Source organism: Robertmurraya mesotrionivorans (assembly GCF_050971805.1).
Taxonomy (GTDB): domain Bacteria; phylum Bacillota; class Bacilli; order Bacillales; family Cytobacillaceae; genus Robertmurraya_A.
The window spans coordinates 38,440-52,012 of the sequence record NZ_JBPCCH010000001.1; the positions used below are offsets into that span (position 1 = coordinate 38,440).

At 38.9% G+C, this 13,573-nt stretch carries 13 protein-coding genes; 9 read left to right on the forward strand and 4 right to left on the reverse strand.

The window, feature by feature from the left end:
- Window positions 1-168 precede the first annotated feature (168 nt).
- Both metK and asnB read left to right on the forward strand, forming a co-directional pair.
- Entirely contained in the window at window positions 169-1,371 is a 1,203-nt protein-coding gene (gene metK / locus ACRX5O_RS00220; protein WP_433904119.1) for a methionine adenosyltransferase, read from the forward strand.
- 242 nt (window positions 1,372-1,613) lie between these two features.
- A complete protein-coding gene (asnB, locus tag ACRX5O_RS00225) occupies window positions 1,614-3,509 on the forward strand; it encodes an asparagine synthase (glutamine-hydrolyzing) (RefSeq protein ID WP_433904120.1) in 1,896 nt (631 codons plus the stop codon).
- Here asnB and ACRX5O_RS00230 read toward each other — a convergent pair whose 3' ends face one another.
- On the reverse strand, window positions 3,510-4,376 hold the full coding sequence (locus ACRX5O_RS00230; protein WP_433904121.1) for a C39 family peptidase: 867 nt from the start codon (window positions 4,374-4,376) through the stop codon (window positions 3,510-3,512). It abuts the gene before it with no gap.
- 91 nt (window positions 4,377-4,467) lie between these two features.
- Complete coding sequence (locus ACRX5O_RS00235; protein WP_391558747.1) at window positions 4,468-4,980, reverse strand: gamma carbonic anhydrase; 513 nt, start codon at window positions 4,978-4,980, stop codon at window positions 4,468-4,470.
- Between the two features lie 87 nt (window positions 4,981-5,067).
- Here ACRX5O_RS00235 and ACRX5O_RS00240 point away from each other — a divergent pair, with 87 nt between their 5' ends.
- Together ACRX5O_RS00240 and ACRX5O_RS00245 are read left to right on the forward strand one after the other, a co-directional pair.
- Window positions 5,068-5,871 (forward strand): alpha/beta hydrolase, encoded by an 804-nt coding sequence (locus ACRX5O_RS00240; protein ID WP_433904122.1) that lies wholly within the window; start codon window positions 5,068-5,070, stop codon window positions 5,869-5,871.
- Between the two features lie 14 nt (window positions 5,872-5,885).
- Complete coding sequence (locus ACRX5O_RS00245; protein WP_433904123.1) at window positions 5,886-6,971, forward strand: tetraprenyl-beta-curcumene synthase family protein; 1,086 nt, start codon at window positions 5,886-5,888, stop codon at window positions 6,969-6,971.
- 32 nt (window positions 6,972-7,003) lie between these two features.
- Here the strand turns inward: ACRX5O_RS00245 and mnmM are convergent, their stop codons facing one another.
- Both mnmM and mnmL read right to left on the reverse strand, forming a co-directional pair.
- Window positions 7,004-7,579 (reverse strand): tRNA 5-(aminomethyl)-2-thiouridylate-methyltransferase MnmM, encoded by a 576-nt coding sequence (mnmM, locus tag ACRX5O_RS00250; protein WP_433904124.1) that lies wholly within the window; start codon window positions 7,577-7,579, stop codon window positions 7,004-7,006.
- The gene (mnmL, locus tag ACRX5O_RS00255) at window positions 7,576-8,538 is read right to left on the reverse strand and encodes a tRNA modification radical SAM protein MnmL/YtqA (RefSeq protein ID WP_433904125.1); all 963 of its coding nucleotides are present in this window, start codon (window positions 8,536-8,538) and stop codon (window positions 7,576-7,578) included. Before mnmL ends, mnmM begins: the two co-directional genes overlap by 4 nt.
- A 179-nt stretch (window positions 8,539-8,717) precedes the next feature.
- Here mnmL and ACRX5O_RS00260 point away from each other — a divergent pair, with 179 nt between their 5' ends.
- The 5 genes from ACRX5O_RS00260 (at window position 8,718) to ACRX5O_RS00280 (ending at window position 13,571) form a co-directional block, all read left to right on the forward strand.
- Window positions 8,718-8,981, forward strand: coding sequence for a YtzC family protein (locus ACRX5O_RS00260; protein ID WP_066057527.1), 264 nt, complete (start codon window positions 8,718-8,720; stop codon window positions 8,979-8,981).
- Between the two features lie 10 nt (window positions 8,982-8,991).
- On the forward strand, window positions 8,992-9,171 hold the full coding sequence (locus ACRX5O_RS00265; RefSeq protein WP_160546911.1) for a glycogen biosynthesis protein GlgD: 180 nt from the start codon (window positions 8,992-8,994) through the stop codon (window positions 9,169-9,171).
- A 155-nt stretch (window positions 9,172-9,326) separates the two neighbouring features.
- Window positions 9,327-10,046, forward strand: coding sequence for a toast rack family protein (locus tag ACRX5O_RS00270; protein ID WP_433904126.1), 720 nt, complete (start codon window positions 9,327-9,329; stop codon window positions 10,044-10,046).
- Window positions 10,047-10,594: 548 nt separating this feature from the next.
- Entirely contained in the window at window positions 10,595-11,956 is a 1,362-nt protein-coding gene (locus ACRX5O_RS00275) for a sigma-54 interaction domain-containing protein (RefSeq protein WP_433904127.1), read from the forward strand.
- Window positions 11,957-12,251: 295 nt separating this feature from the next.
- A complete protein-coding gene (locus ACRX5O_RS00280) occupies window positions 12,252-13,571 on the forward strand; it encodes a GntP family permease (RefSeq protein ID WP_433904128.1) in 1,320 nt (439 codons plus the stop codon).
- The last annotated feature ends 2 nt before the right edge of the window (window positions 13,572-13,573 follow it).

The following is a 13,573-nucleotide window of genomic DNA, read 5'->3' on the forward strand; positions in this document are numbered from 1 at the left end:
ATTTTGCATAAAGTTTTTATTTGGGTGGGTAATTTTTCAAACCTCCATAATAAAAATGGCATGTTTATTTCATACTACTTAGGGAATGAGTTCCGTATCAAATGGAAGGTTTTGTTTATATAATAAGCATACCTTTTTCTCAAGTATAAATAAATAGGAGGTCAGGAGATGTCAAAAAAACGTCGTTTATTTACATCCGAGTCAGTTACTGAAGGTCATCCAGATAAAATCAGTGACCAAATTTCAGACTCAATTTTAGATGCTATCTTAGCAAAAGACGCAAATGCTCGTGTTGCTGCAGAAACGTCAGTAACAACAGGTTTAGTATTAGTTGCTGGGGAAATTACAACCTCTACATACGTAGATATTCCAAAGATTGTTCGTGAAACAATTAAGGAAATTGGGTACACTCGTGCAAAATATGGTTTCGATTCTGAAACATGTGCGGTTTTAACTTCAATTGATGAGCAATCAGCTGATATTGCAATGGGAGTTGACCAAGCACTAGAAGCACGTGAAGGGTCTATGTCTGATGAAGAAATCGATGCAATTGGAGCAGGTGACCAAGGGTTAATGTTTGGTTTTGCATGTAACGAGACAAAGGAGCTTATGCCTCTTCCGATTTCTTTAGCGCATAAACTAGCTCGCAGACTAACTGAAGTTCGTAAGGATGATATTCTTCCTTATCTTCGTCCTGATGGTAAAACTCAGGTTACAGTTGAATACGATGAAAATAATAAGCCAGTTCGTATTGATACAATTGTTATTTCAACACAGCACCATCCTGAAGTAACTTTGGAGCAAATTCAACGTAATCTTAAAGAGTATGTTATTAACCCTGTTGTACCAGAAGAGTTAATTGATGAAGATACAAAGTATTTCATTAACCCAACTGGTCGTTTCGTTATCGGTGGACCACAAGGTGACGCTGGATTAACAGGACGTAAGATTATTGTAGATACGTACGGTGGTTATGCTCGTCACGGTGGCGGTGCATTCTCTGGTAAGGATCCTACAAAGGTTGACCGTTCAGCTGCCTACGCTGCTCGTTATGTAGCAAAGAATCTTGTTGCTGCAGGTCTAGCAGATAAAGTAGAAGTACAACTTGCATACGCAATCGGTGTTGCACATCCAGTTTCTATTTCTATTGATACTTTTGGAACTAGCGAAGTAAGTGAAGATGTTCTTATTGAAGTTGTACGTAATAACTTCGATCTTCGTCCAGCTGGAATCATTAAAATGCTTGATTTAAGACGTCCTATCTATAAGCAAACTGCTGCTTATGGTCACTTTGGCCGTACAGATGTAGATCTTCCATGGGAGCGTACAGATAAAGCTGACACGCTTCGTAAGGAAGCTCTTGAAAGATAATTATAATAGTAAGTAATCAGCCGGGAGTTACAGAAAATTTGTAACTCCCGGTTTTTCTTTACGTCTATAAGGGTATGGTGGTTTAGAAGCAAAAAGGGATGTAAACAATGGGTAGTAAGCTTGAATTTTTAGGAAATGCTCAATTAGACAGTGCGATTCGATAATTTTAGTGGTAGTATTAATAGGTATTCTTTCTGAATGGAAGATTAAACTCGTAAGAACGGAGTAGGTGAGTTACATACATGTGTGGTTTTATTGGATGTGTTCATGACAAATCGCAAGTGTTTAGTGATGGACAAAAACAACAATTTGAAAATATGAATAATGTGATTACGCATCGAGGACCTGATGATGATGGATATTTCTATGATTCTCATGTTCAATTTGGGTTTCGTCGGTTAAGTATCATTGATATAGAAAGTGGGCATCAACCTCTTCATTTTGAAAACGAAAGATACTGGATTATCTTTAACGGGGAAATTTATAACTATGTTGAGCTAAGAGAAGAACTAATGGCAGAAGGGATAACCTTTGCAACAAGTTCCGATACAGAAGTAATTATTGCCCTGTATAGCCATCTGAAGGAAAAAGCTGTGGAGAAGCTTCGTGGAATGTTTGCCTTTGTTATTTGGGATAAGGTTGAGAAGACGCTTTATGGTGCACGTGATCCATTCGGCATCAAGCCTTTCTTCTATTTTGATGACGGGGAAAAGACATTCTTTGCATCTGAGAAAAAGAGTATTTTACTTGCACTGCAAAATGATGTATTAAACTATGATTCTTTACAGTATTACTTAACATATCAGTTTGTTCCTGAGCCTTATACGATGTCAGAAGGAATTTCAAAATTAGAACCAGGACACTACTTTACAAAGAAAATCGGATCTGAAATGGAAATTAAGCGTTATTGGAAGGCGCATTTCCACCCAGTAAGAAAATCAGAGAGTGATTTTGTAAAGGAAATTAGAGATGTTCTTTTTGATTCTGTCAAAATTCATATGAGAAGTGATGTACCTGTTGGTTCGTTCCTTTCTGGTGGAATTGACTCTTCGATCATTGCTTCCATTGCAAAAGAATTTCATCCAGCAATTAAGACATTTTCTGTAGGTTTTGATCATAATGGGTTTAGTGAGATTGATGTCGCTAAGGAAACGGCTGATAAGCTTGGAGTAGAAAATATTAGCTATATCATTACTCCAGAAGAGTATATGAATGAAGTGCCAAAGATTATGTGGCATATGGACGATCCGCTTGCAGACCCTGCATGTGTACCTTTATATTTTGTGGCACGTGAGGCACGTAAGCACGTTACGGTGGTTCTATCTGGAGAAGGTGCAGATGAGCTATTTGGTGGCTACAATATTTATAGAGAGCCTCAGAGTTTAGAGGTGTTTAATAAAATTCCACAGGTTGGAAAAGCATTTTTACGTTTACTAGCGAAAATGATGCCAGAAGGTATGCGTGGGAAGAGCTTTATTGAACGTGGTTTGACTCCTTTAGAAGAACGCTATATCGGAAACGCAAAAATGTTTAGTGAGCTTGAAAAGAGTGATCTTCTAAATACGTATAACAAAGGTTTAGATTTCACGAATATCACAAAGCCTCTATATAAAGAAAGTGAAGGCTACGATCCAGTTGACCGTATGCAGTATATTGATATTCATACATGGATGCGTGGAGATATTTTATTAAAGGCTGACAAAATGACCATGGCTCATTCGTTAGAGCTTCGTGTTCCATTTTTAGATAAAGCAGTTTTTGATGTTGCTTCTAAAATTCCAACAAGTTTAAAAACAGCCAATGGAACAACGAAGTACGTTCTTAGAAAAGCAGCAGAAGGAATTGTACCAGAGCATGTTCTTAATCGTAAAAAGCTAGGCTTCCCTGTTCCAATTCGTCACTGGTTAAAGGCTGAGATGAATGAGTGGGCGAAGACAATTATTAGAGAAAGTGATACAGATTATTTATTAAATAAGACGTATGTGCTTCAATTGCTTGAGGATCACTGCCAAGGAAAAGCCGATAATAGCAGAAAGATTTGGACGGTTCTTATGTTTATGGTATGGCATCAGGTGTATGTAGAAAAAAAGTATTCCTTCGAGAAGGAATACTTAGCGGAAAAAGTGTTACAAAGCTAATTAGCGAGGGAGGTAGGTAATTGCCTGACTTCCCATTTGCACCCAGGATTCTTCAAAATCCATTATGGGTGCTTTTTTATTTTTTTCACCTGTTAATGGATCGTTAAAGTATACATAATCCTTATCAAAGCCTGTTAATAAAACAGAGTGTTCTTTGTAGGTAATATCAATCACACCACTTGGAGTATGCCAGGTCACAAATTGATTGGATGACAGCTTTTTAAAAGAAGTGTTGGTGATCACCCAGACAGGACGCTTGTCAGAAAGGTGTATTTTTAGATCATTAAAAGGTGAACCGGTTAAATCTTCAATTTGTCCAGGTAAATATTTTTCAGCTAGTTCTTTAATGGGTTTATGGTACACGCCTAAACCAGGTAGTTCTTTTGTATACATGCTCCCTACAAATCCGTCATTAGGATGACCGTAGTAAACTTTTCCACCGGAGACCTTGTAGGTTGTAGTGTCTTTTTTGATTTCTTTAGCAAGAGTCATCTTATCTACTGAAATATTTGCGTATTGTAATAGCATGGCTAAACTCGTAACTTCACAGCCACGTGGAAGTTCAGGGAGTTGGTTGATGACCGGTGCATCTAAGAGAACGGTTTGTTCTAACGGAATAATCGTAAGGTCAGTCCTATCATCGATAAAAGTGTTCGTCGAACGTAAAGGGGCTTGTACCCAGGTCTTCATTCGACCTACCGCTTCCGCAATATGTGGTGTTTGTGCAATAAATAAGATGAAGAACCCTAGTAAAACCATTCCAATAATTGAAAAAGAAGTTTTAAGAGAAGGACTTTTCTTTATAAGACGTGTAAAAATAAATAGTAGGATGATTAAAATCCCTATTAAAATGATTAGTGTAGTCATGGGCACCACCGATAAACAATTAGTTAAGCATTCTATTATTAGTTATATCGGCATATTTCCTCTAGCTTCAAGATACTTTTTCTAATAATTCTTATTTTTGTATCGATTTGTAGTATTGTCCTTTTTCTACGTACTGGTTCATGATTCTGTCACGATCCTTAATATCTTCCTCAGTTAACTCACGAATCACCTTGGCAGGGCGACCAAACGCGAGTGTGTTCGGTGGGATTTTCTTTCCTTGAGGAACTAAACTTCCGGCTCCAATGAATGCACCTTCGCCAATTTCTGCCTGATCTAGTATAATAGAACCCATTCCAACTAAAGCTTTCTTTCGGATGACGCAGCTATGCAAAATAACTTGGTGACCGATGGTGACTTCGTCTTCAATTATAAGCGGATTATTTGGACTTTGGTGTAAAATAGAGTTATCCTGAATATTCACGCGGTCCCCTATGATTGTTGGGGCAACATCTCCGCGGATAACAGTACCGAACCATATGCTTGTTTGTTCACCAATGACAACATCTCCAGTTACCGTTGTATATTCGGCAAGGTACGCAGTTTCGGCGATTCTCGGGGTTTTATCATGATAGGGATAAATCATAAACATCCTCCTTAATGTAATCATATATATTTACTATAACGAATTTACATAATATTTTCTTATACTTTTTTAGAAGGGGCAATACATATGTGGAAATGGGAAGCAGAAGGGAATGCTAGAGCAGTTATTGTTATCGTTCATGGGGCGATGGAGCATCATAGAAGATACGGTTGGCTTATTGAGCAGTGGAGAAATTCGGGCTTTCATGTCGTCATGGGTGATTTGCCTGGTCATGGATTAACGACAAGATCAAGAAGAGGGCATATTGATTCATTCGAAGAATATGTGGATGAAGTAAAAAAGTGGATTGATGCATCCTATCAATTTGATTTGCCAGTATTCTTAATTGGTCACAGCATGGGAGGACTGATTACACTAAGGCTTCTACAAAAAGAGCGATTAAATGTAGCTGGTGTCATCCTTTCGTCTCCTTGCTTAGGTTTAGTGAACAAGCCTTCTCCAATCTTACACGCGGCAACCTTTATTTTAAATAAAGTGTTCCCAGCCTTACGAGTGTCCTCAGGAATCTCTTTGGACATGGTGACGAGAAATGAAGATGTAAGAGAGTTGGACCTTAAAGACACTTTATATGTAAAAAAGATATCTGTACGCTGGTATCGTGAGCTAGAAGAAGCGATGAAGAATGCATTCGCAATGATTAAAAGAACTCAGGATACACCTTTATTGGTCGTTCAAGGTGGGGATGACAGGGTCGTAGATAAAGAGAAAGTAAGAAATTGGTTCAACTCTGTCCCTTTATCAGAAAAACGTTTCAAGGAATGGCCAAAATGCTATCATGAAGTGTTTAATGAACCAGAACGGGAAGAAGTATTTTTATATGTTAAAGATTTCGTGGAAGGTCAATTAAAAGGACTAGGATATATCGTGTGAGTGAGGTGAACTGAATGAGTGTTCCAACAATGCCCATCAGCTTAATGACGGAAGTATATAGGAAGGTTTTACCTGCTGTTCATAGAGAACTGAGGGGTTGGAAGGCACGAGCGGAAGAAATACCGAATCTAGAGCTTCGGAAGCAAGCACTAGCTAGCATTGAACACAAAACGTTTCATTGTGAAGGCGGTGGAATTCTTTCTTTAATGGGAATGGACCGCTATGAAGAAGCGATTCGATTTATTGTTGCTTATCAGACGATTAGTGATTATCTAGACAATTTATGTGATCGGAGTACTTCGCTTGATCCGAATGATTTTGCGACGTTGCATGAATCAATGGAACATGCTCTTACCGTTGGGAAAGAGCAAAAGAATTATTATGAGCACCGTGAAGACCAAGATGATGGAGGGTATTTACATGACCTAGTGGCAACCTGTCAGGAGGTCCTTGCAGGGATAGATAAGTACGAAATGATTCGAGAACACTTGCTTGAGTTATGCCGCTATTATTGCGATTTACAAATACATAAGCATGTTCAACTTGAAGAACGAATTCCTCGACTCAAAAATTGGTTTGGTAAGCATAGAAGCAAAATACCTGAAATGGAATGGTATGAATTTTCTGCTTGCTCCGGTTCTACTTTAGGAATTTTTTGCCTTGTCTCATTTGCCATGAGCGAAGGATTTACTCATCACCATGCGGATTCCATTCGTGAAGGATATTTCCCTTATGTGCAAGGATTACATATTCTTCTGGATTACTTTATCGATCAGGAAGAAGATCTAGATGGTGGAGATCTAAATTTTTGCTTTTACTATAAAGATGAAAAAGCGCTGTTTGAACGACTCAATCATTTTGTAAATGAAGCGGATCGCCACATTGAAAATCTGCCGTATAAAAGATTTCATCAGTTGATTAATCGAGGTTTATTAGGTATTTATTTATCAGATGATAAAGTACGTAATCAAAGAGGAGTAAGAAAGCTTTCACGAACAATGATATGGAATTCAGGTCCCGTAGGTTTATTTTTCTATATCAATGGGCGTCTGTATCGCTCCGTGCAAAAATGGAATATATTTCGAGCTCGTACACAGTAAAACAGTCTGAAATCAAATTTCAGACTGTTTTTTTATGATCGTTTTTCAATAGCGATGATAAATGGGGCATTATTTCTTTGATTTTCAAACTGATAACGAAGGACATGTGCTTTTTGTTGGTCTAATCCTTTCACATATTGCAAAAGTTCATCCCGTTCAATCGCTCCTTCGTCGTGGCCATGGTAAATGACCACGACTATGATCCCCTCGACAGCTAAAAGGTCCAATAGCTGCTCAATGGCGGAAATAGTAGTTTCAGGTTTTGTAACAATGCTCTTGTCTCCACCAGGAAGATATCCTAGGTTGAATATAGCTGCTGTTACCTTTCCTTTTGCTGATTCAGGAATGAAGTCTTTCATCTCTTCATGTCCACGATGGATAAGGGTGACGCGATCTGAAAGGTTTTCCTCCGCTAGACGCTCTTTTGTCGCTTGAATGGCTTGTTCTTGAATATCAAAACCATACACATGTCCCATGCCGCTTGCGAGCTTTGCTAAAAAGTAAGTATCATGCCCATTTCCTAGAGTGGCATCTACTGCAACGGTATCTGGGAGAAATGCCTTTTCAAGCAAGCTTCTAGCAAAGGGCAAAATTCTTTCTAGCTTCATAAGCTGGTGGCCCCCACATGATAGAACTTTCCTTGCCAGCTGTCTCTTCTTTTGAGTTCAGCGTCAATTGCATTTAATACTTCCCACTTATTCACGCTCCACATTGGTCCGATCATTAAATCAATTGGTCCATCCCCCGTAATTCGATGGACAATCATTTCAGGTGGTAAAATTTCTAATTGGTCACATACTAAGCTTACGTAGTTTTCAAAAGAAAGAAACTCAAGCATTCCCTTCTCAAATTGCTTCACCATAGGTGTTCCCTTTAAAAGGTGTAATAAATGAATCTTAATTCCTTGAACGTCCAGTTTTGCCACTTCTTTTGCCGTTGTCATCATCATGTCATATGACTCAAGTGGCAACCCATTAATAATATGTGAGCAAATTCGAATATTATGCTTGCGGAGCTTGTTTACTCCTTCAACATAACATTGGTAATCATGAGCTCTGTTTATCAATAGTGCTGTTCGCTCATGGACTGTTTGAAGACCTAGCTCCACCCATAAATAGGTTCTCTTATTGAGTTCGGCTAAATAGTCAACCACATCGTCAGGTAGACAATCAGGTCTTGTAGCTATAGATATACCTACAACGCCTTCCTGTGAAAGGACGCTTTCGAATTTTTCTTTTAATTCCTCAATTGGCCCATGCGTATTCGTATAGGCTTGAAAATAAGCCATATACTTTCCATCTTTCCATTTTGAGTGCATTTTTTCTTTTATTTCTTCGAACTGTGTCGTTAAATCATCTACTCTATTTCCTGCGAAGTCTCCCGAGCCTGCTGCGCTACAAAAGGTACAGCCACCATATGCAACAGTACCGTCTCGGTTCGGACAATCAAAGCCGCCATCAAGTGCTACTTTAAAAACTTTATGCCCAAAGGTTTGTCTTAAGTGGTAATTCCATGTATGATATCGCTTATTATCTGATGCATATAAAAAAGGATGTAACTTACTCACCTACGTAATCTCCTTACAATCAAAGTATTCTCATTTTATCAGAAAAAGGGTGGACAACCAACTGAATAAATGATTGGTGAGTTCTGCCACTAGAGAGAAGTTGTAAGAAAAGGGGTACTTGCACAAACTACATATGAAGCATATTGCTTCTTTGTCAGAAGAAAAGGGGGGCTTTTAGAATGGCAACTCATCAATCCATGATTAACCTCTTTGAGAGATGTAATGCGGTATTACGAAATGCCGAGACACAGTTTAACATAAGCAGTAGGCAGGATCATTTTAACGATGAGAACTTAGATATTGCTATGAGAGAGCTTGAGGATGCATACAATGATGTCGCAAAAATGGCATTAAGTGCAAATGAGGTACAACGAGAAGATTTACACCGTATGAGGCTGCAAATTCAGCAGCTCCAAAACCAAATGACGCTACTTGATCGATAGGGGGAGAAGGATGAAAAAGCGTTCAAAACAAAACAACCCTGAGCAAAAAACAAGAAACGGAATAAACAATCAAGACGTAGAGCTTGGATCTGATTTCGATCAGGTCAAAGCATCAAAAAAGAAGTATGAAAACAAAGGCGGCCAGCCTGTAAAATCAAAGTTTCATCCAGAACCGGAGCAAAGCTCTTAATAAGATAAGAGTCCCACAGTCGTTGGGACTCTTATCTTTTATTTTGCTCAGATGTTTCTACGCCTTAAGTCCGAGGAGAAGTTAAAGCTCGCGCCTCGCTACATTTTTTCAATGTCCTTCTATAATCAAGGTATAGAATTCAAGGAGGAAGAAAAATGAAAAAATTAATATATGGAGTTGTAGTAGCTACCGGAGCCCTTATGCTTGCAGGGTGTAATATTTTGGCAGTTGGGAAAGATGCATATGAAAAAAGTCTATTGGTTGAAAGTGATAAAGCTGAAGAGCTAGAGCTTGAGGTAAATATGGGAGCGGGAGAATTAACATTGGCTCAAGGATCAAAGGAGTGGGTAACTGGAGAGGTGAAGTACAACAATAAAGATTTAGAGCCTGAGGTTTCCTATAAATTAACCGGAGATACAGGGAAAATAGCTATTGATCAGTCGAAGAGCGAGGATATCAATGTAAATAAAGGCGGCCTAAAAAATGAATGGAATCTGCAGGTAACAAATAAAGTTCCTTTGGAATTAATTGTGAACTCTGGTGCTTCCGCTAGTACATTGAACTTATCAGGATTAAAGCTTCAAGACCTTCAAATTAACGTCGGTGTTGGGGATCTTACTGTTGATTTAAGTGGAGATTGGAAGAAAAGTTTTGATGTAAATATGGATATGGGGGTAGGAGTAACAACATTGATTTTACCTAAAGATGTTGGGGTAAAGGTTATTTCGGAAAAAGGTTTAGGAGTAAGATCCGTGGAAGGATTATCGTCAGAGGGAGATGGAGTCTACGTAAATGACAAGTTTGGCAAAAGTGATGTCACAATAACGGTGAATGCGGACCTAGGAATTGGGGAGTTTGAGATTAAAGAGGAATAGTCACTCTGTTATTCCCGCGTGACTTTGAATTGACATCCTGAAGTCAGCGTTGCACGAAGGTAATGCCTATGCATTTTCGAGGAGTCGTATCCCTCCGATCAAATTAGCGAAGCAAAAATTAAAACGCCCTTCATCGGGTGCTGAAGGACAAAAAGGTGCTTCGATTTTAACGGATATGAACCTCATCGGGGTTATGAACATCAAAAGATGCGCCTCTATCAACGGAAATGAACTTCATCGGGGTTATGAACATCAAAAGATGCTCTCCTTTCAACGGAAACGAACTTCATTGGGGTTATGAACATCAAAAGATGCTCTCTTATCAACGGAAATGAACTTCATCGGGGTTATGAACATCAAAAGATGCTCTCCTTTCAACGGAAATGAACTTCATCAGGCAAGAGCATCAAAATAAAAGGAATCGAGAGTGGTCTCGATAATTTTTGTCGGAAATCGGAACTGATTGAGATAATCGATCAGTTTTTTTTCTGCTTTACATCATTATCTGAAAAATATGATAATGGAATAAAAAGCAAAGGAGCCATCTAATGATTCATGCCTTGTCAAAGCTTTCGGTGGATACGATTGAAACAATTGTTGAAAATGCATTTGAGTGGCTAGTAGTTGTTGATAAGGAAGGCTTAATCACTTATATAAATAAAAATTATTGTGAGTTTCTTGACGTGAACAGAGATGAAGTAATCGGGGTTCATGTTTCAAAGGTAATAGAGAATTCGAGAATGCATATTGTAGCGAGCACAGGAAAGGAAGAAATTGCAGATCTCCAGTATATTAAAGGCAATTATATGATTGCGAATCGTATTCCTATTTTTTCAAAAGGAGAAGTGATTGGGGCATTTGGAACCGTTTTTTTTCGAGATACACAAGAATGGATGAAGATGAACTCACATGTAAAGAGCTTGCTGTCAAAGATGCAAAGTTACATACAAGATCTTGATCGAAGTGTGAAATACTCATTAGAGGATATTCTAGGGACTTCAAAGCAAATTGTCAGCTTAAAAGAAAAGGTCAAGATGATTGCAGCGAGTGATATATCGATACTAATTCGGGGAGAAAGCGGTACGGGAAAAGAGCTTTTTGCGCACAGCATTCATCAGCTAAGCAATCGAAGTCATCAGCCATTCGTTAAGATCAATTGTGCAGCCATCCCAGAGCATCTATTAGAATCTGAACTTTTTGGATATGAAGAAGGTGCGTTTACTGGGGCAAAAAAAGGTGGGAAAAAAGGAAAGTTTCATCTAGCGGATGGAGGTACTCTCTTCTTAGACGAAGTGGGCGATATGCCATTAAATATGCAGGTGAAGTTGCTGCGTGCACTTCAGGAAGGAGAAATTGAAAGTGTTGGGGCACTAAAGCCAATGAATGTAGATGTTCGGATTATTGCTGCGACTAATCGTCCTTTAGAAAAAATGATGGAGGAAAAACGATTTCGGGAAGATCTTTTTTATCGGATTAATGTCGTTCCCTTTCAAGTCCCCTCATTACGCGAAAGGATGGAAGATATCCCTATTTTAATAGAATACTTTATTAATAAGATTACAAGAAAAAGTGGGAAGAGAATACACGGAGTGAGTGAAGACGTTTCTGAATTGCTTCAAACGTATAGCTGGCCAGGAAATATCCGGGAGCTAGAAAATGTGATGGAGGCGGCCATTCACTTATCAAATGGAGAAATCATTACAGTGGAGTCCTTACCAGATTATATTCATGACTCGTCTGTTTACCCACTTGGAAAAAGGAAGCTAAAGGAAATATTGGACGAAACCGAGCGAAGAGTTCTTCAGCAAAGCTTAGTAAAGTATAATCATGATAAGCTTTTGGCAGCTAAAGCACTAGGAATTAGTAAATCAACTATGTATGATAAATTAAAAAAATATGGGCTTGAGTAGTCCAGATATCCGGAATTTGTTCCAGATTTCTGGACTTCTTTTTGTCTATGATTTTATTAAACTCATTCAGGTAAAGGACATGTTTTTTTGGAAATCTATTCTATGATTTTTGAGATCTAATAGACTGTTCAGTCCGGAAATCCGGAATGAATGTTCAACAAATAGTCATAAAAATCACATCACAATAAGGATTAACAGTTTGGCACGATCCTTGCATAAATAAAAGGGAAGGGAGGATGTAAAAGAAAAAATGTAACCGCTTGCAAATTAGTTCGACAACAAAGGGGGAAATAAGATGCTAAGTATGATTGGTTTAATTGGGGGGTTGGCCTTATTAATTTTCTTAACGATGCGAGGAATGAATTTACTTGTCGCAGGTCCATTATCAGCATTGTTTGTTGCTGTTCTGAATGGAATGCCATTGTTTCCACAACTTGTCGCAGAAGGGGAAGCGAACCTTGTTGGAAACTATATGTCTGGTTTTTCTAGCTTTGTTACGGCATGGTATTTAATGTTCCTTTTAGGGGCTATCTTTGGAAAAGTTATGGAAGATAGCGGTGCAGCTGATTCAGTTTCTAGGTTGATTGTTGAGAAGCTTGGAATGAAGTATGCCATTCTTGCCATTGTTGCTGCCTGTGCGGTGTTAACGTATGGAGGAGTGAGTTTGTTCGTTGTGGCCTTTTCTGTCTATCCGATGGCACTTAGTTTGTTTAAACAAGCGAACTTACCACGACGTTTTATACCTGCAGCATTAGCCTTCGGATCGGTTACCTTTACGATGACCTCTGCTGGCTCACCTGAAATTCAAAACTGGATTCCAATCGATTATTTGAATACTTCTCCTTATGCTGGATGGGAAGTTAGCTTAATTGTTGCAGTATTTATGATGATATTTGGTTATTGGTGGCTAAATCGCATGATTACAAAAGCGGTGGAAAAAGGGGAGGGCTTTGTTGAACGGGATGGTGATCCGGTCAATGAAGAAAGAGAGCTACCAAATCCATTAATGGGTATTTTGCCGTTAGTCGTGGTTCTTGCGATTTCATTTATTTTTCATGATTCTTTAAAGCAATCGGCACTTATCATTGCTCTTTTGGGCGGTGTTATCGCGACGTATACACTTAACCGTAAATATTTTAAAAACTTTTGGAGTGCTGTTTCAGAAGGGACTCTTGGAGCATTAATTGCCATAGGAAATACAGCTGCTGTTGTTGGATTTGGTGGTGTAGCGAAGGCAGTTCCTGCATTTGGAGTGGCTGTTGACTTTATGACGAGCATTCCAGGAAGCCCTCTTATTGGAGGTGCGATAGCAGTTAGTGTCATTGCTGGTATGACAGGTTCAGCCTCTGGTGGTCAAGCGATTGCATTGCCATTACTTGCGCCTCATTACATGGATATGGGAGTCAATGCGGAAGCGCTCCATCGTGTCGTAGCTATTTCATCTGGAGCATTGGACTCTCTCCCTCATAACGGATATGTGGTCACAACTGTTCGGGCAATTTGTGGGGAAAGTCATAAGGATGCATACAATCCAGTTGGTGCAATAACCGTCATAGTACCTACACTAGGTGTTATTCTGGCGATTATTTTGTTCTCTTTAGGAGTAGGAATCTAGAA

What these genes read in the sequence shown, in the direction of transcription:
- ACRX5O_RS00265 (WP_160546911.1), top strand. Translation starts at nt 8,992, where the DNA reads ATGAAAAAGCGTTCAAAACAAAACAACCCTGAGCAAAAAACAAGAAAC.
- ACRX5O_RS00230 (WP_433904121.1), bottom strand. Translation starts at nt 4,376, where the DNA reads ATGACTACACTAATCATTTTAATAGGGATTTTAATCATCCTACTATTT.
- ACRX5O_RS00260 (WP_066057527.1), top strand. Translation starts at nt 8,718, where the DNA reads ATGGCAACTCATCAATCCATGATTAACCTCTTTGAGAGATGTAATGCG.
- mnmM (WP_433904124.1), bottom strand. Translation starts at nt 7,579, where the DNA reads ATGAAGCTAGAAAGAATTTTGCCCTTTGCTAGAAGCTTGCTTGAAAAG.
- ACRX5O_RS00275 (WP_433904127.1), top strand. Translation starts at nt 10,595, where the DNA reads ATGATTCATGCCTTGTCAAAGCTTTCGGTGGATACGATTGAAACAATT.
- asnB (WP_433904120.1), top strand. Translation starts at nt 1,614, where the DNA reads ATGTGTGGTTTTATTGGATGTGTTCATGACAAATCGCAAGTGTTTAGT.
- ACRX5O_RS00240 (WP_433904122.1), top strand. Translation starts at nt 5,068, where the DNA reads ATGTGGAAATGGGAAGCAGAAGGGAATGCTAGAGCAGTTATTGTTATC.
- ACRX5O_RS00235 (WP_391558747.1), bottom strand. Translation starts at nt 4,980, where the DNA reads ATGATTTATCCCTATCATGATAAAACCCCGAGAATCGCCGAAACTGCG.
- ACRX5O_RS00270 (WP_433904126.1), top strand. Translation starts at nt 9,327, where the DNA reads ATGAAAAAATTAATATATGGAGTTGTAGTAGCTACCGGAGCCCTTATG.
- ACRX5O_RS00280 (WP_433904128.1), top strand. Translation starts at nt 12,252, where the DNA reads ATGCTAAGTATGATTGGTTTAATTGGGGGGTTGGCCTTATTAATTTTC.
- ACRX5O_RS00245 (WP_433904123.1), top strand. Translation starts at nt 5,886, where the DNA reads ATGAGTGTTCCAACAATGCCCATCAGCTTAATGACGGAAGTATATAGG.
- metK (WP_433904119.1), top strand. Translation starts at nt 169, where the DNA reads ATGTCAAAAAAACGTCGTTTATTTACATCCGAGTCAGTTACTGAAGGT.